Below are 16787 nucleotides of genomic sequence, written 5' to 3'. Positions count from 1 at the left end.
CCCATGACGGGGGTGAGCCGATGAGTCGCAGTCTCTGGCAAAGCAATTGGCCGCTGGCCCTGCTGGTCGCTGCGGTGTTGCCGGTCTTGCTGACGCTCGGCTTCTGGCAATTGGAGCGTGCCGCCGACAAGCGCGAAGTGCTCGCCCGGCAAGAGCAGCAGCAGGCCTTGCCGCCGCTGGCAATTGACAGTGTTGAGGGTGACTTGCCGGAATTTCGTGCGGTCACTCTGCGTGGACAGTTCGACAGCGAGCGCTATTGGCTGCTGGAAAACCGCATTTACCAGGGGCGCTATGGCTTTGAAGTGATCAGCCCCTTTCTGCTGAACAACGGCGAGACCGTGCTGGTACATCGCGGTTGGGTGCCGGGCGATCGCGGTCGCCGCGAATTGCCGGATATTGAAACACCGGGCGGCGAACTCAGCTTGAGCGGAATCATCGACAGTGGCAGCGCGAGTGGCTTCACGCTCGGTGAGGAAGCGTCTACCGACGCTTGGCCCAAGCGCCTGCAGTGGCTGACAACCGAGCGCGCCGAGCGCGAATTGGGTACCGCTCTGCCCGACCTGTTACTGCGACTGGAGCGCGGTCAGCCGGGTATGTTTGAACAGACCTATAGTGCGGTTAATATGCCGCCGGAAAAACACACAGGCTATGCCGTTCAATGGTTTGGCATGGCTGCCGTTATCGTTGCCCTGTTTGGCTGGCGACTTTGGCATCAGAATCGATCCCGAGGAGATCTGCGTGAGCAATCCTGACAACAGTTCACCCAAGTTGGTGTTTTCCCTGATTATCGGCATCCCGCTGCTGGTTATCGCCCTCTCGACGCTGGTCTATCAAATGGCCAACCGCGACATGCTGGCGCTGGGCACCGTCAATAACGGTACCCTGATTCAACCGCCGCTTGCGATCAGCGAATTGCAGCCGGTGCACCGCAACGGTGAAGCGGTGCAGTTTAATCAGATGGATTCCCAATGGCAGTTTGTGGTGGTCGGCGACGGCTACTGCGAAAGCACCTGCGAAGCGATGCTCTACCTGACCCGTCAGACCCACACCGCGCTGGGTAAGAAGATGGGCCGCGTTTCGCGGATGTACTTGAATACCTCCACTGAATTCAGTGCGGGGCTCGACAAGCTGCTGATTGATGAGCATGAAAAGCTGACCTCGGCGTTTATCGACGGCGATGCCTATCGCAATTCCAAACTACCCTTGGCAGACGAGGCCCCGGGCTTTTATGTGGTCGATCCCAAGGGTTGGGTCATGATGTTTTATCAGCTGCCGGATCTGGAGCAGGATACGTTGACCAGTACCGGTAAACTGGTGATCAAGGATATGAAGCGCCTGCTTCGCTAATGGCTTTGTTGGGGAGACGCACTCTGTGAACACGGGCATGAATCAAACAAAACCGGGCTATCGCCTGACCCTGCTGGCCTGCGCGCTTGCCGTTGTGGTGGTAGGTCTCGGCGCCTTTACCCGTCTGGTGGATGCGGGCCTTGGCTGCCCGGACTGGCCGACCTGCTATGGCCACGTACTGTGGCCTGACAGCCAGGAAGAAATTGCCGCCGCCAATGCCCATCCGGAATTTGAGGCGACACCGGTTGAAACCGACAAGACCTGGCCTGAGCAAGTGCACCGCCTGTTTGCCTCGAGTCTGGGGCTGCTCGGCCTGATTATTTTCGGTTTGAGCCTTAAACATCGCCCTGAAGGAACGCCCTGGGAAGGCACGGTTGCCCTCCTCGCGGTGCTGTTCTGTGGCACTGTGGCGCGCATTATTTATGGCGACGGCCTCGACCCCTATCTTTGGAAAATGGTGGCCGCCTATTTTGGCTGGTTGGCCTGGCTGGCGATCAAGACCGGAACCTCGCCGTCACAGCCGGTTAAACTGCCGGCCTTTATTGCGGGCTTTCTGATACTGCAGGGCCTGTTCGGCATGTGGACGGTAACCCTGAAGTTGTGGCCGCAGGTCGTTACTGCACACCTGCTGGGTGGCTTTACGGTATTTGCCCTGTTGTGGCTGCTGGCCCTGCGCTTGCGCAACCAACGCTGGGCGGTTTCCGCGGCAGGCTTGACGGCGATTGAGCGACTCAAGCCCTTTGCCATGGTGGCCTTGCTGGTCGTCATTGTTCAGGTCGCATTGGGTGGCTGGACGACCTCTAACTATGCGGCCGTGGCCTGCCCGGATCTGCCGACCTGTCAGAATGAATGGCTGCCGGAAATGGATTTCGCCGAAGGCTTTAATATCACCCAGCATATCGGCCCGAACTACCTGGGCGGCACGATGGACAATGCCGCGCGCGTGGCGATCCACTTTTCCCATCGCATCGGTGCCATTATCACCACGCTGGTTTTATTGATACTGGCCTGGCGTCTGCGCCAGACTGGCCTCGCGCCTTTGCAGCGCATGTCGGTGGTGGTGACGGCGGCGCTGGTGCTACAGGTCTGTCTGGGCCTCGGCAACATTCTGCTAAAATTCCCCCTTTGGGTGACCGTGTCCCACAACCTCGGCGGCGCGCTGCTGCTGCTGACGCTGGTGACCCTCAATTACGGCCTGCGCACTGCAGCGCCACAGGAGCAAACATCGTGACTGACAGCACGGCCAAAGGCCGCGCCACCTGGCGAGACTACTACGAAATGTGTAAGCCCAACGTGGTTTACATGATGCTGGTCACCGCCATGATCGGTATGTTTATGGCGGTACCGGGTATGGTGCCTTGGGAAGTGCTGCTGTACGGCAATGTCGGTATCGGTTTGTGCGCCGCCTCGGCGGCGGCGGTGAATCATCTGGTGGATCGGCGCATTGATCTGGTGATGGCGCGCACCCAGAACCGCCCGGTCGCTCAGGGCCGCATTGATACCCTGCACGCATCGATCTTTGCGCTGGTGCTGGGTCTTGCCGGCATGGCCATGCTGTTGATCAAAATTAACGCCCTCACCGCCTGGCTGACGCTGGCGTCACTGCTCGGTTATGCGGTGGTGTATACCCTGTGGCTGAAGCGCGCTACGCCACAGAATATTGTAATCGGTGGTCTCGCAGGGGCTGCCCCACCGCTGCTGGGCTGGACGGCCGTTACCGGTGAAATCCACGGCCACGCCCTGCTCTTGGTGCTGATTATTTTTGCATGGACGCCGCCTCACTTCTGGGCGCTGGCCATCGCCCGCAAAGAGGAATACGCCAAAGTCGATATTCCGATGCTGCCGGTCACCCACGGTGTGAAGTACACCGCCCTGCAAATCCTGCTTTACACCCTGATTCTGTTTGCGGTCTCGCTGATGCCCTTCGCCACCGGCATGAGCGGCTCACTGTACCTGTTAGGTGCAGTGGTATTCGGCGCCGGTTTTATCTATTGGGCGATTGTGCTGATGCGCGGCAAAAACCCCAAGGCGCCGATGGAGACTTTCAAGTATTCGCTGATTTACCTGTTGGCGATTTTTGTCATCATGCTGGCCGACCACTACCTGCTGCCGGCGGTTACGATCTACGAATTGGGAGCTTGACGTGGCCTATCCGGAACCTTTTGAAGAAGTGAGTAGCGAGCGCAAACGCGGCATTCAGATCACGGTGGTAACGATTGTGATACTGGCCACCTTGTTTGTCGGCGGTTTCTTCTGGGCCTTTACCCGCGAGCGCGTATTGAGTGCGGAAGAGCTTCAGGCCAATGGCGCACTGCTGTTTGAAAAAGCGCGCAAGCTACCCGCGTTTACACTGGCTAACGATCGCGGTGAGTCGGTTGATGCGAGCTGGTTCGAAGGTCAGTGGGATATTGTTTTTTTCGGTTATACCTTCTGCCCGGATATCTGTCCGACCACCTTGGCATTGCTAAAGCAGTACTATGATCAGTTAACGCCCGAGCAGCAGTCGGAAACCCGGATTGTGTTAGCGAGTGTTGATCCGGCGCGGGATACTGTCAGTCAACTGAGTCAGTATCTTGCGTTTTTCCACGAAGATTTCCGCGGTGTAACCGGGGAGTTTCTGGAGGTTCATCGTTTTGCGACAGGCCTTGGTGCACCCTTCACTAAAGTGCCAGGCGGCGGTGAAAACTATCTGGTGGATCACAGCGGCAATGTTGCATTGATCAATCCGAATGGGCATTTCGTCGGAATTCTGAAAGCACCGATTACGGTCGAGCAGATCAATCGGGTGATGCCAACCTTCAAGGCCCTGCGATAACGCCTACTGATTGACCTTTTCAATATGCCAGACCGGCTCGCCACAACGCGCGTCGGTTTGATGCAGCAGTTCCAGCGGTGACGATTCAAACGGCCGGAATTTTTCTCGCAGCAAGTTGGCGCACAAGGTTTCCGTCATTTCCACGCTGAAATGATCCAGCTGGTGGCGGATGGTTTGCCTCTCGGCGCCGGGCGAGGACAGGGCTTCGCGTATACTGCGTTCCTTGGCTGCCCAAACATTCACTAAATGCAGCGCGCCTAAGCCAATGCGTTTGGTGTAAAGCTCGTTCCCGAGCACCGCTTCCAGTGCCGCCAGTGCGCTGTCCAGCAAGATCCGCGTAGGCCCGTTCCAGGTGTAGTCCGACGCAATTCCGCTGGTACCCGGGTTGGTCAATCCCATCTTCTGAATAAAGCCGGCGTGATAGCAGTAAGGCAGACTGTGTTTGCACAGGTAGGCCCAGGCGCCGGTTAAGCCAAGTACCCGATAGTTTAAGTTCGGTGTGGCGGAATCGTGGTGCTCAAGCAATTCAAGATAGTGGCGACACCAATCGTTATAGGCTTTATAGCGGTATATGAAGGCCGCGTAGATCAAAGTGTCTTTGTCGCCATAATAGTGCTGAACCGCTGCGCCGTTGCGGGTGCCAGCGTTTTCCAGAATGCCGGCAATGCGTGCGCCATCCCGTCCGAGTAGTGCCACCTGCTTTTCGATAGACAGCAGCATGCGTTCCGGAATCGGCAGATCCTTGAAGTGGGCGACGAAGGCCGATGGGTTGTCATCAATCGCTATCAATGAACCACTCCGGCGGGATCGCTGTCATGTCATGGAATGCGGTGGCGAAGTCTGTATCAATGGGCTGGTAGTGTTCGCGCAATAGACTGGCGGTTAGTGACTCCACTACTTCACAGATAAAGCTGGTCAGGGACTGCGCCGCGTCGGCTCGAGTAAATTGACTGTCTTCAAAGGCCTCGCGCAGTTCGCGTTCTTGTTGGGTCAGCATACCGGCGGTCAGTGGCGCCACTAACTGCAGACGTTCCAGGGCGCGGTCGCCACCCAGCTGATCGCTCATTTGTTTGAACAGACCGGCGAAGCAGTTGCGCAGTGGTGCGAACCACGGGTGTCTGTCCTGATCGTTGATCCGGTCGGGCTTCAGTATTTCCAGCTGTTCTGCGCAAGCGCAGTAAAACGCGGCAGGCAGAGTGTGGTAGATGATCAGACAGCGCGGGGCGAAGATGGCAAACACATAGTGTTGTACGCGCATCTGATCGCGGACTTCCGCCGACCAGCGTTGCATGATGATATCGGCGTAGCGATTGATGGCTTTATAGCGGTAGAAAAATACGGCGTCCTGCAATCGTGACATGTCGCCGTAGTGATAGCGGATGGCAGAAATATTGGCCGAGCCGGCATCCTTCACAACGCGCTGAATGCGTGACCCGGGAAGGCTGTGCAGAGCGATATCTCTCTCCGCGGCGATCAGCAGACGCTCCTTCAATGCCAGGTCGGGAAAGAGGTGTGCTGTCCTCTTTAGTGCCAAAGCGGTTATGGCCTATTTAACAAATCATAATTTTGTGTGCGGTAAATTAAACTGTGAGCGCGGCTAATACAAGCTGTTTCAAGTCTTTGTGCGCTTGCCAAACGGTAGCAGCAGAAAAAACAGTGCGGCCGCAAATACCACGATGCTGGGCCCCGCGGGTGTGTCCAGTTGCCAAGCACTGAATAAGCCGCCAACAACGGCGATACAGCCGCAGCCAATTGCGCCCAGCGCCACCTGCTCTGGGGTGCGGCTCAACCGCCCGGCAGTAGCTGCCGGAATGATCAGCAGCGCGCTGATGAGTAGTACGCCGACAATTTTCATGCCGACCGCGACCAGCAGGGCCATCAGCACCATCTGCAGTATTTCCAGTCGCGCCACAGGGAGGCCTTCCACTTGTGCCAAATCGCGATGAGTGGCGATGGCGACCAGTGCATTCCAGCGCCACAGCATCAGCCCGCAGCACAGTACGGAAATGCCGGTCAGTAAGATCAGGTCGCTGCGCTGCACAGCGAGAATATCGCCAAACAAATACGCGTTCAGATCGACGGCGCCGCTCTGCATGGAAACCGCTACTAGGCCAAGTGCCAGGGAAGTGTGGGCGGCAATGCCGAGCAGGCTGTCCAGACTATTCCCGGAAATACGGTGCAGAGGGCCGAGTAACAGGGCGAGTAAGACGCAGACGCCGAGCACAGTGAGCTCGACGTGGGTATCCAGCAGCAGTCCGAGTGCGACCCCGAGTAAAGCTGAGTGCGCCAGCGTGTCACCGTAGTAGGCCATTCGCTGCCACAGAATAATGCTGCCGAGCGGCCCGGCGGGAATGACCAGCAGCAGTCCGGCAATAAACGCATAGAGCAGAATATCAATCATGCTGGCATCCACCCTCTACCACATCACCGTGCATGGAGTGGTCGTGGTCGTGCTCGTGCACATAGGGCGCCAGCACGGGCGTCTTCTGCTCGCCAAACAGGGTGAGGTAACCGGGGTCGTTGCTGATGGACTGCGGGTGACCGTGACAGCAGATATGGCGGTTCAGGCAGATCACCGAATCGGTTTGAGCCATAACCCAGTGCAGGTCGTGAGACACCACCAGCACCGCGCAGCCGAGCTGGTTTCGCAGTTCGGATATGCGTGCGTAGAGCTCTTCCTCGCCACTGATATCTACGCCCTGCGCTGGTTCGTCCAGCACCAGCAACTGCGGTTTGGCCAGCAGCGCTCGGGCCAGCAGAACTCGCTGGGTTTCGCCACCGGAGAGGCCGTGCATGGAGTGGTTGATAAGCTGGCTGGCGCCGGCCATGGTCAAGGATTGCTTGCGGGCTTGGCGATGGGCGCCGGTCAGCGCAAGAAAGCGGTCGACACTGAGCGGCAGGCCGGCATTGAGAGTCAGCTTCTGCGGCATATAGCCGATGCGCAGCCCGCGCTGGCGCTTTACTTTGCCGCTGGTCGGTTGGTTCAAGCCGAGAATCAGATTGACCAAGGTGGTTTTGCCGGCGCCGTTGGGTCCAATCAGGCTGGTTATTTCACCGGCCTTCAGCGACAGGGAAATTTCGTCGAGGATCTGCCGCTCGCTGGCGTGGAATGTCACCTTGTCGAGGGTCACGAGCGCGCTCATTGGGTGTGGTCTCGACAGTTGGGGCAGTAGCCCACAATTTCGACGTTGCTGTGGTCAATGCTGAAGTCGCGTTTTTCGGCGCAGCGGGACAGCGCCTTGCTGACCTCGGCTGCGGCGACCTCAACCGTTACCTGACATTGGCGACAGATCAGAAACTGGCAGTCGTGGGGTTTGCCGGGGTCGTCGCAGCCAATATAGGCGTTGAGGGACGACAGGCGGTGCACCAGGCCGAGCTCTTGCAAGAAATCCAGTGCGCGATAGACCGTCGGCGGCGCCGGATGCCCGAGTCCTTCTTTCGCGAGCATTTCAAGGATAGCGTAGGCGCCCAGCGGTCGGTGGCTCTGCCAGACCTTGGTCAGCACCCGTTCGCGCAATTCGGTCAGCCGTGCGCCCTTGGATTTGCAAATCCGGCGTGCGGCCAGCAGCGCGTCGTCGATGCAGCGGTGATGGTCGTGCCGTTCGTAGGCGGTTGGCCCGCTCATGGCGTGCTCCGGCTGAGAATAAAAATGTTATAATATTGCAATTTTTTCGGGAGTTCACGTGTTGCAGCGCGCTAAAGTCATGTTAATGGTGGTTTTTCTGGCCGTGGTTCAGCCAGTGCTGGCGCGCGAGCCTCTGTTGGTTGTGAGTAGTATCAAGCCCCTGCAGCTGCTGGTTACCGCGATTGGGGGTGAAGAGGTCGACAGTCGCCTGTTGCTGCCCGCCGGTTTCTCTCCCCATGATGCTCGCTTGAAGCCTTCCCATTGGCAGCTGCTGAAAGAGGCCGATATCGTGCTGTGGGTCGGCCCGGAGCTGGAGCAGTTTCTGGAATCGGCCTTGTCGCGCAATAAAAATGCTGTGGCGCTCGGTGCGGTGCTGGATGAAAAGTTCATGGCGGATGACCCCCACGTTTGGCTGAGTGTCGACAACGTGGCGGATATGGCGCGTGAAGTCAGTGAGGTGCTGGCCAAGCGGCGCCCTCTTCAGGCGGCCTTTTTCTATGCGCAGGCGGCCCGCTTGGTATCGGCGTTGCGACAGGAGCACCTGTTATTGAAACAGGTGTTTACCGCTGCCAAACCGCGTTACTTTCTGCCGCACCAGGGCTACACCCACTTTGAGCGGCAGTATGGCTTGCAGGCCTCGGCAGTGCTGGCGCCGCACGCGGAAACCATGCCGGGTGCTGCTCATGTGGTCGAATTGCGAAGTCGCCTGATGGCAGGGGAGTTTGATTGTGTCTTCCGCGAGCCCCAGCACGAGAGCCGGATGATGGTGCGATTACTCGAAGGCATTGATACCCCGCAAATCGCGCTTGATCCAATGGGGGCAGATATCGATGTTACCGAGACTGGGTACGTCGAGTACTACCGTCAGCTGGGGGGCGCTTTTACGCGCTGCCAGGGGCTGGCAAAGTAAGCTTTCGGGTCAGCGGGTTGCTGACATCAGGTTGATCCAAAGACGGGATCGGTGGCAGAGCAGAAACAATGGCGGCCATGCGAGATCGCACGACCGCAGAGCTTCTTATCTTATTCCGACGCTGTCATCAGGTCGGCAATGCGAGCGTCCAGCTCGGCGCCCAGTGAGGCAGAAACCTCATTCAGGGTGCGGTCCATTACCTTGCTGCTCACTTCAACCGCGATGGTTGATTCTTCGGCAGCGGAGACCGTTTTGGCTTCGGTGGTGTTGTAGGCCAGTACCAGCGACTCGTCGACGCGAACTTGCGAATCGGCGGCAGTCGCCAGCGTGCTGGCAATCATCAGAGTGATTACACTTGCAAGTCTTTTCATCGCTTGGTTCCTCCTAACTGGGCGTTGGTGCCCTTCATCAAATGCCTTGTTACATTTGATGTTACGCAAGGTAACACATTGCGGATCAGAAGTCCCCATTAAATCGGTGTAATTTTGCTCCAGGCCGGTGCTGTTATGCATAAAGTGTTACCTAGGGGTGTTTCGGGTAACACATCTGTAATGATTCGGTTGGGTTTTGGTCATGTTGGGACGTGATTTGGCCCCGTGCTACACTTCCGCGCTCCCCGAATAACAGGCTCTAAACACCCATGACTGCGCTTGATCCCGCCCTGGTTCTGGTCGACGGCTCGTCCTACCTTTACCGCGCCTTCCACGCCCTGCCCATGCTGACCACCTCCAGTGGACGCAATTCCGGGGCCGCCAAGGGGGTGATCAATATGATCCGGCGCCTGAAAAAGGATTACCCCAAGGCCACGATCGCCGTGGTGTTTGACGCCAAGGGCAAGACCTTTCGCGACGATATCTACCCGGAGTACAAAGCCAACCGTCCGCCCATGCCCGACGAGCTGCGTGAGCAGATCGAACCCATTCACGCCATTATCAAGGCGATGGGCTTGCCGCTGCTGGCGATTGAGGGCGTTGAGGCGGACGATGTGATCGGTACCCTCTCCGCTCAGGCCGCTGAGGCAGGTAAGTCGGTGCTGGTTTCCACCGGCGACAAGGACATGGCCCAGCTGGTCAACGAGCATGTCACGCTGGTTAATACGATGACAGATACCGTGATGGATCCGGCCGGGGTGAAGGAAAAATTTGGCTTGCCGCCGGAGCTGATCATCGATTATCTCGCCCTGATGGGCGACAAAGTCGACAATATTCCGGGCGTTCCCGGCGTTGGTGAAAAAACCGCCCTCGCCCTCCTCCAGAATCTGGGGAGCCTGCAGGACATTTACCAAAAGCTCGACCAGATCCCCGAGCTACCCATTCGCGGTGCCAAGAAACTCCCTGAGAAGCTGGAGGCCGAGCGCGAAAAGGCCGAGCTGTCCTATGAACTGGCAACCATCAAGCTAGATGTCGAATTGCCGCTGGCCTTTGATGAGATTCAGCAGGGCGACGAAAATGCCGACGAGCTGCTGCACTGGTACCGGGAGCTGGAATTCAATACCTGGATCGATGAGGTGCTGGCCGGCGGCGAAACCGCGCCCGCCGAAGAAATTCCGGTCGAATACGATGTGGTGCTGGATAAAGCCCTTTTTGAACAATGGCTTAAGCAACTCGACGCGGCTCCCCTCTTCGCTTTTGATACAGAAACCACCAGCCTCGATTATATGCAGGCGCGGGTGGTGGGCGTCTCCTTTGCGGTTGAGGCTGGCAAGGCCGCCTATGTGCCCTTTGGGCACGACTATCTGGGTGCGCCGGATCAGCTCAGTGAAGAAGAGGTGCTAGGTGCCCTCAAGCCTCTGCTGGAAAACCCGGACAAGGCCAAAGTCGGTCAAAACTTGAAATACGACGCCAACGTGCTGGTCAATCACGGCATTACCCTGCGTGGCATCAGCGAAGACACCATGCTGCAGTCCTATATTCTGGACGCCGCCGGCAACCGCCATGATATGGATTCGCTGGCCCTCAAATACCTCGGCCATTCCACGGTTCACTACGAGGATATCGCCGGCAAGGGCGCCAAGCAGCTCACCTTTAACCAGATTAAAATCGAAGAAGCGGGCTTCTATGCTGCCGAAGATGCCGACATCACCCTGAAACTCCACGAAACCCTGCGCCCTCAGGTAGCGGCTGAGAAGGAGTTGGACGACGTGTATCGGGCCATCGAAATGCCTCTGGTGCCGGTGTTGTCGCGGATGGAGCGTTTCGGTGCCAAGGTTGATCGCGCCCTGCTGGAGAAGCAGAGTCAGGAGCTGGCGGGAAAGATCGACGCTATTCAAAAAGAGGCTTACGAAGAGGCCGGCGGCCCCTTCAACCTCTCCTCCCCTAAACAGCTCGGCGAAATTCTGTTTGAAAAGCTCGAACTGCCGGTAGTGAAGAAAACCCCGAAAGGCGCGCCCTCCACCGCCGAGGAAGTGCTGGTCGAGCTGGCCCACGACTACAAGCTTCCCCAGTTGATTCTGGATTACCGGGGCATGGCCAAGCTCAAATCTACCTATACCGACAAGTTGCCGCAGATGCTCAGCCCCAAGACCGGGCGCATCCATACCTCCTATCATCAGGCGGTGGCGGCGACCGGGCGTTTGTCGTCAACCGACCCGAACTTGCAGAATATCCCCATTAAAACCCCCGAAGGTCGGCGAATTCGTCAGGCTTTTGTGGCAGAGAAAGGCTACAAGCTGGTCGCCGCCGACTACTCCCAGATTGAGCTGCGCATCATGGCCCACCTGTCCGGCGACGAAGGGCTGATTAAGGCCTTTGCTGAGGGTGAGGATATTCACCGCGCCACCGCCGCCGAAGTGTTTGGTGCGAGTCTGGACGAGGTCACTGACGAGCAGCGCCGCAACGCCAAGGCCATTAACTTTGGCCTGATCTACGGCATGTCGGCCTTTGGCCTGGCGCGCCAGCTGCACATCCCGCGCGGCGAGGCGCAGGACTACATCGACCGCTATTTTGACCGCTACCCCGGTGTGGCCAAGTTTATGGACGACATCAAGACCAGCGCGAAAGAAAAAGGCTATGTGGAAACGCTCTTTGGCCGCCGCCTCTACCTGCCGGATATCAAGGCCAGCAATGGCATGCGCCGTCAGGCCGCCGAGCGCATCGCCATCAACGCCCCGATGCAGGGTACCGCCGCCGATATCATCAAACGGGCCATGATTGACGTGGATCGCTGGCTGGAAAACAGCGATGTGGACGCGGCCATGATTATGCAGGTACACGATGAACTGATTCTGGAAGTGGCTGAAAATGAAGTCGAATCCGTATCCAAAAAGCTGGAAATGCTAATGGCCAATGCGGCCGAATTGTCGGTGCCGTTGGAGGTGGGTTTGGGCATTGGCGACAACTGGGATGAAGCTCACTAACGAGTCGGTAATTGCGCGCAAGCCCCTGAAATTGGATGGGTTTTGGGAATATTCCCATTTCTGAAATTTTGGGAACTAAAGATTCGGGAAACCTTCTAAGCTTGTACAACAGCACTATGCTGTTGGCCGACTTTCTCCATGAGTCGGTTTTTCCCCAGAGAAGCTGATTGCCCGGTACCCCCCCATGTACCGGGCCTTTTTTTATGTGGCCTCGGTTGGGTGTTGGGTTTGGTGCCATTGGCCCGGCTCGACGGATCAGCGCTTCTTTGCCTGATTCACAGGTTTAGCTGTCATTGCGAGCGCAGCGAAGCAATCTCTTTAAACTCGCTGCCCACTGGTGGCCGGATTCGGAGTGCCAAGCCTTTAAACTACATCCCTGCGTCGTCCTCAACAAACTCCTCATCCGCCTCGGTCGCATCCAGCCACACATCCAGCTGTTCTTTCAGGTCATCCAGCCCCTGCCCGTTCAGCGCCGAAAACAACTGTGCTTGTACCAGCGCCCCGAAGGGTTGTAAGTCCTTCCTTACCTTAAACAGTGTGTTCTTGGCCTGCCCGGTGCTTAGCTTGTCGGCCTTGGTGAGCAAGATACGCACGGGCATATCGCACTGGGCCGCCCACTGAATCATGGTTTCATCGAATTTCTGCAGGGGGTGGCGAATGTCCATCATCAGCACCAGCCCGCGCAGGCAGCGACGCTCGGCCAGATACTGCTCCAGATGGCGCTCCCACTTCTTTTTAACCTCCGGCGGCACCTTGGCGAAGCCGTAGCCGGGAAGGTCCACCAGCCGCTGGTTCTCGCTCAGGCTGAAAAAGTTGATCAATTGCGTGCGGCCGGGGGTCTTCGAGGTGCGGCACAGCTTCTTGTTTTCGGTCAGGCGGTTGATGGCGCTGGATTTGCCGGCGTTGGAGCGGCCTGCAAAGGCCACTTCGGCGCCAATATCGTCGGGGCATTCACGCAGACTGGGGGCGCTCTGTAGAAAGCGGGCGCGTCGATAGCTGATGGCCGGGATGTGGTCCATGGGAGTCTCTTGTTGGAACGTGGCTGCTGAAAGGGGTATAGTGCGGCCCCGCGCAGGGATGGCCTCCCCCCGCAGGCTTTGTGTATAATGCCGCAGTTTTTTTTCGCGGTCATCCTGCCCGGGTTTACTCCGCATTACAATCGTGAGTGCTGTTATGAAAAAATCACTGGTAGCCCTGTTGTTCTCCGCTGGCCTGATGAGCTTTGTGCAGGCAGATGCCCTGGAAGACCGTTACAATCGCACCTGTGCTGTTTGCCACGCCTCCGGTGCTGCCGGTGCGCCGCGCACGGGCGACGTTGATGCCTGGAACAAGCGTCTAGAAGAAAAAGGCATGGATACGCTGGTGGCCAACGCCAAAAATGGTATCAAGGCGATGCCGCCCAAAGGCATGTGTTTCGACTGCTCGGATGAGGACTTTAAAGCCCTGATCGAGCTGATGGCCAAGCCCAAGTCGTAGGCGCCCTCGCGGGAAGCTCGAACGAATTCAGAAATTATTGAGTAGGAACGATGAAAAAATCACTTCTGGTAATGCTGTCCACCCTGCTGCTCGCGGCACCCTCCTTTGCCGGTGATGCGTCCAAGGGCAAAGCCAAGTCACAGTCTTGCGCCGCCTGTCACGGAGCCGACGGCAACAGTGCCGCGCCGACCTTCCCCAAGCTGGCCGGTCAGAATGAGAAGTACCTGCTCAAGCAGTTGAAAGACATTAAATCCGGTGCCCGCTCGGTGCCGACTATGGCTGGTCAGCTCGATAATATGAGCGAAGCTGATATGGCCGATATTGCGGCTTACTACGCCAAGCAACAGGGTTCTGTTGGTCAGGCCAGCGCCGAACTGGCTGCCAAGGGCGAGGCGATCTACCGCGGCGGTATCATTGAGCGCGGCATTCCCGCCTGTAGCGGCTGCCACAGCCCCTCGGGTAAAGGCAACGCCTCGGCCGGCTTCCCTGCCCTGTCCGGTCAGCATGCCGCTTACACCGAAGCCCAGCTTAAAGCCTTCCGCGCCGCAGCTGATGGTGACGAGACTGGCCGCATGAACGACGGTGAAGAAACCAAAACCATGCGTACTGTGGCCTTTCAGCTGAGCGACAACGAAATCAAGGCGCTGGCCAACTACATTCAGGGTCTCTACTGAATTTCAGAGTGATCCATGAAAAAGGCGGCATTGGCCGCCTTTTTTGTCTGCTAGAACAATTTCGCCGGAACCCTTGCCAGGTAAAATAATCAGAACAGAACAACTATTCAGGAGACTGAGAATGCTGACTCGCCGATGGCTGATCGCCAGCCTGTTGACCCTGCTTTTGCCCGCTGCCGCCTGTGCCGATCAGTCGGCTAACCGCTTTGTGGAAGGTGAGCACTATATTCGCCTCGACAGCGAAGTGCGCACGGTCAATCCCAACAAAATCGAAGTAACCGAAGTGTTCTGGTACGGCTGCTCCCACTGCTTCCACTTCGAGCCCATGGTCCACGCTTGGTCTGAGAAACAGGCCGACGACGTGGTCTTTGTGCAGTCCCCTGCCATGTGGAACCGCATTATGGAAACCCATGCCCGCGCCTTCTACACCGCCAAGGCGCTGGGTGTGCTCGACAAGGTTCACCAGCCGATCTTCAACGCCATCAATATGGAGCGCAACATGCTGCGCGACGCCGACGCGCTGGCTGAGCTGTTTGCCCAACAGGGCGTTGAGCGTGCGAAGTTCATGAAAGTCTTCAATTCCTTCTCGGTGGATAGTCAGGTGCGTCAAGCGGACGCTCGCGCCCGCGGCTACGGCATCCAGGGCACGCCAGAGATGGTGGTTAACGGTAAATTCCGGGTCAGCACCCGCACGGCCGGCAGCCAGCGCGGCATGCTGGAAGTGGTTGATTATCTGGTTGAGCAGGAGCGCAAAGCTGCGCAGTAATTCCTGTTGAATACGTCTTCCGCAAGCGCACCGGCCTGGCTGGCCGCTGCGCTGAGTTTTGAGCCCCAGTCGCGTCACGTCGAGGTCGACGGCTGCACCATTCACTATCTGTGCTGGAACCCGGAGGCAAGCGATAAGCCGCCCCTACTGCTGGCCCACGGTTTCTGTGCCCACGCCCACTGGTGGGATTTCACCGTCCCCGCCCTGCTCGATCACTACCGTATTGTGGCGCTGGATTTCAGCGGCATGGGCGACAGTGCGCATCGCGAAAGTTACTCGCACCCCCAGTACTGCAAGGAAATCATTGCGGTTATCGAGGCCGAAGCCATGGCGCCGGTGAATCTGGTCGGCCACAGCTTTGGCGGTCTGGTCAGCATCCAGACCACAGCGGCCTACCCGGATAAAATTCAGACCCTGACCATCATTGATTCGCGGATCAGCCAGCCCCGCACGGGTGAGGAACAGCCTTCTCGCGGTGCTAGCGAGCTAAGGCCCAAGCGCGTATATCCCACGCTGGAACAGGCCATGGGGCGTTTCCGTCTGATCCCGGAAGAAAACTGCACCCACCCTGCTCTGTTTGCGGAAGTGGCAAAGGGCTCATTGCAGGAAGTCGATGGCGGTTGGGTATGGAAGTTTGACGATCGCATCACCCAGACGCTCAAGCCGGTAGACATTCCCGAAGCCGAGCTGCTGCCAGCTATCACCTGCCCCACGGCCTTTATCTACGGTGAACACAGTATTGTCGCGCCGCGCGATGTTGCTGAACAAACCGTGGGTTTTATGGGCAATGGGCGCCCGGCCATCGAGATTGCCGATGCCCATCACCACGTATTGCTGGATCAGCCACTGGCGCTGCGGGAGCATCTCAGGGAATTACTGCACGAACTTCGCGCCAAAATCTAACCGTTAGATATGAAGTTGGGTTTTGCCGAAAGACGTCAGGCTAGGCTGGGACGCATCGTGCTGGCGGCTTCCGCCAACTCTATCGCTCGCGCGCAGGCGCGATTATCGAACAGGCGTTCGCGCCAGCCACGGGCACTGAAGGCTTGCCAGCTTTCAGCACGCTGCTGCAGACGATCCGCCAGCAGGTACAGCACGACTGGGTTGTGAGTCAGCCCAACATGGCTCCCGGGCACGCGAATGTTCTCGCTTTGCTCCTGCTTCTGATCCACGCAGTAGTGCCAGTGCACGACGCCGTCGCTCTCAGTGTAAATGCTGGTACAGGGAACCGAAGGTGTGGTCTGCCAGAGTTCGGCCTTGCTAATCATCGCGTCTTCTTCACCACTGTTCAGCAGTTTGAAGGCGTGCCCGACAAAACCCGTTACCGCGCGGGCGCTGGACTCCACAGCCGGAATACCGAAGGGTGAACCCAGGGTAATCACCTGACGCACATGCTCGCTGTTCTCGGCGGCGAGGGCGCGGGCGTAAATGCCGCCCAGACTCCAGCCGATGATTGTGATTTTCTGCTGACGCTGGAGCACGATTTCCTTCAGCCGGCGGCGCAGCAGGGTCAGTTTCTGATCGTGCAGACCGGTGTTGAGTCCTTGCTGCCATGCGTGAACGTCGTAGCCCAGACTGGACAGGGATTTGCGCAGGGAGGCAGTAAAAATATCGCAGGTCAGGAAGGCGGGAATCACTAACACCGGGTGACCATCGCCGCGGGGCAGTAGTCGCTCAAAGGGCTTGCTTGAAAGGTGGGCGAGGGCCTCAACAGCGATCCGGCTTTCCAGTAAGGTATGCAGGGTCTTGGGCTTTTTATCGAGCATTCTCTGTAACTCCCTGACGCCTATGTCAGCGACAATGTTGCGATGAAAGTAAC

Annotated in this window: 19 protein-coding genes; 11 read left to right on the top strand and 8 right to left on the bottom strand. The window is 57.8% G+C overall.

Annotated features, from left to right (window positions below; all coding sequences use genetic code 11):
• Window positions 1-20 precede the first annotated feature (20 nt).
• The 5 genes from FHR99_RS14250 to FHR99_RS14230 are packed head-to-tail and all read left to right on the top strand — an operon-like array spanning window position 21 to window position 4162.
• A complete protein-coding gene (locus FHR99_RS14250; protein ID WP_183411381.1) occupies window positions 21-752 on the top strand; it encodes an SURF1 family protein in 732 nt (243 codons plus the stop codon).
• The gene (locus FHR99_RS14245; RefSeq protein ID WP_183411380.1) at window positions 739-1347 is read left to right on the top strand and encodes a hypothetical protein; all 609 of its coding nucleotides are present in this window, start codon (window positions 739-741) and stop codon (window positions 1345-1347) included. The genes FHR99_RS14250 and FHR99_RS14245 overlap by 14 nt, the downstream gene beginning before the upstream one ends.
• A gap of 37 nt (window positions 1348-1384) precedes the next feature.
• The gene (locus FHR99_RS14240) at window positions 1385-2578 is read left to right on the top strand and encodes a COX15/CtaA family protein (protein ID WP_183411379.1); all 1194 of its coding nucleotides are present in this window, start codon (window positions 1385-1387) and stop codon (window positions 2576-2578) included.
• 47 nt (window positions 2579-2625) lie between these two features.
• On the top strand, window positions 2626-3489 hold the full coding sequence (gene cyoE, locus FHR99_RS14235; RefSeq protein WP_246387068.1) for a heme o synthase: 864 nt from the start codon (window positions 2626-2628) through the stop codon (window positions 3487-3489).
• 1 nt (window position 3490) lies between these two features.
• Window positions 3491-4162 (top strand): SCO family protein, encoded by a 672-nt coding sequence (locus tag FHR99_RS14230; RefSeq protein WP_183411377.1) that lies wholly within the window; start codon window positions 3491-3493, stop codon window positions 4160-4162.
• Window positions 4163-4165: 3 nt separating this feature from the next.
• Here FHR99_RS14230 and FHR99_RS14225 read toward each other — a convergent pair whose 3' ends face one another.
• From FHR99_RS14225 to FHR99_RS14205, 5 genes are all read right to left on the bottom strand, one after another.
• Window positions 4166-4951 (bottom strand): hypothetical protein, encoded by a 786-nt coding sequence (locus tag FHR99_RS14225; protein ID WP_183411376.1) that lies wholly within the window; start codon window positions 4949-4951, stop codon window positions 4166-4168.
• Window positions 4938-5654: a hypothetical protein gene (locus FHR99_RS14220; protein WP_183411375.1), complete on the bottom strand. Its 717-nt coding sequence runs from the start codon at window positions 5652-5654 to the stop codon at window positions 4938-4940. Before FHR99_RS14220 ends, FHR99_RS14225 begins: the two co-directional genes overlap by 14 nt.
• A gap of 120 nt (window positions 5655-5774) precedes the next feature.
• Entirely contained in the window at window positions 5775-6563 is a 789-nt protein-coding gene (locus FHR99_RS14215) for a metal ABC transporter permease (RefSeq protein ID WP_183411374.1), read from the bottom strand.
• Window positions 6556-7305 (bottom strand): zinc ABC transporter ATP-binding protein ZnuC, encoded by a 750-nt coding sequence (gene znuC, locus FHR99_RS14210; RefSeq protein ID WP_183411373.1) that lies wholly within the window; start codon window positions 7303-7305, stop codon window positions 6556-6558. The genes FHR99_RS14215 and znuC overlap by 8 nt, the downstream gene beginning before the upstream one ends.
• Window positions 7302-7787: a Fur family transcriptional regulator gene (locus tag FHR99_RS14205; protein ID WP_183411372.1), complete on the bottom strand. Its 486-nt coding sequence runs from the start codon at window positions 7785-7787 to the stop codon at window positions 7302-7304. The genes znuC and FHR99_RS14205 overlap by 4 nt, the downstream gene beginning before the upstream one ends.
• A 58-nt stretch (window positions 7788-7845) precedes the next feature.
• On the opposite strand from FHR99_RS14205, the gene FHR99_RS14200 reads away from it, so the two are divergent.
• A complete protein-coding gene (locus tag FHR99_RS14200) occupies window positions 7846-8697 on the top strand; it encodes a metal ABC transporter solute-binding protein, Zn/Mn family (protein WP_183411371.1) in 852 nt (283 codons plus the stop codon).
• A 110-nt stretch (window positions 8698-8807) separates the two neighbouring features.
• Here FHR99_RS14200 and FHR99_RS14195 read toward each other — a convergent pair whose 3' ends face one another.
• Window positions 8808-9068 (bottom strand): hypothetical protein, encoded by a 261-nt coding sequence (locus FHR99_RS14195; RefSeq protein ID WP_183411370.1) that lies wholly within the window; start codon window positions 9066-9068, stop codon window positions 8808-8810.
• Window positions 9069-9337: 269 nt separating this feature from the next.
• Between FHR99_RS14195 and polA the strand changes: the two genes are divergently transcribed.
• Window positions 9338-12052 (top strand): DNA polymerase I, encoded by a 2715-nt coding sequence (polA, locus tag FHR99_RS14190; protein ID WP_183411369.1) that lies wholly within the window; start codon window positions 9338-9340, stop codon window positions 12050-12052.
• A 368-nt stretch (window positions 12053-12420) separates the two neighbouring features.
• On the opposite strand, the gene yihA is transcribed toward polA, so the two are convergent.
• Window positions 12421-13071 carry a ribosome biogenesis GTP-binding protein YihA/YsxC gene (gene yihA, locus FHR99_RS14185; RefSeq protein ID WP_183411368.1) on the bottom strand — a complete coding sequence of 217 codons (651 nt, stop codon included), beginning with the start codon at window positions 13069-13071 and terminating at the stop codon, window positions 12421-12423.
• A 154-nt stretch (window positions 13072-13225) separates the two neighbouring features.
• On the opposite strand from yihA, the gene FHR99_RS14180 reads away from it, so the two are divergent.
• The 4 genes from FHR99_RS14180 to FHR99_RS14165 all read left to right on the top strand — a co-directional run bounded on the left by FHR99_RS14180 (window position 13226) and on the right by FHR99_RS14165 (window position 15871).
• The gene (locus FHR99_RS14180; RefSeq protein WP_183411367.1) at window positions 13226-13528 is read left to right on the top strand and encodes a c-type cytochrome; all 303 of its coding nucleotides are present in this window, start codon (window positions 13226-13228) and stop codon (window positions 13526-13528) included.
• A 50-nt stretch (window positions 13529-13578) separates the two neighbouring features.
• Complete coding sequence (locus FHR99_RS14175) at window positions 13579-14202, top strand: c-type cytochrome (protein ID WP_183411366.1); 624 nt, start codon at window positions 13579-13581, stop codon at window positions 14200-14202.
• Window positions 14203-14323: 121 nt separating this feature from the next.
• Window positions 14324-14968: a thiol:disulfide interchange protein DsbA/DsbL gene (locus FHR99_RS14170; protein ID WP_183411365.1), complete on the top strand. Its 645-nt coding sequence runs from the start codon at window positions 14324-14326 to the stop codon at window positions 14966-14968.
• Between the two features lie 6 nt (window positions 14969-14974).
• Window positions 14975-15871 carry an alpha/beta fold hydrolase gene (locus tag FHR99_RS14165; protein ID WP_183411364.1) on the top strand — a complete coding sequence of 299 codons (897 nt, stop codon included), beginning with the start codon at window positions 14975-14977 and terminating at the stop codon, window positions 15869-15871.
• A 35-nt stretch (window positions 15872-15906) separates the two neighbouring features.
• Here the strand turns inward: FHR99_RS14165 and FHR99_RS14160 are convergent, their stop codons facing one another.
• The gene (locus FHR99_RS14160; RefSeq protein ID WP_183411363.1) at window positions 15907-16734 is read right to left on the bottom strand and encodes an esterase/lipase family protein; all 828 of its coding nucleotides are present in this window, start codon (window positions 16732-16734) and stop codon (window positions 15907-15909) included.
• Between the last annotated feature and the right edge of the window lie 53 nt (window positions 16735-16787).

It is taken from the genome of Litorivivens lipolytica, from assembly GCF_014191715.1.
GTDB lineage: Bacteria > Pseudomonadota > Gammaproteobacteria > Pseudomonadales > Spongiibacteraceae > Litorivivens > Litorivivens lipolytica.
The sequence above is the reverse complement of the archived record's forward strand: the minus strand, read 5'-3'. Positions and strand labels throughout refer to the sequence as shown.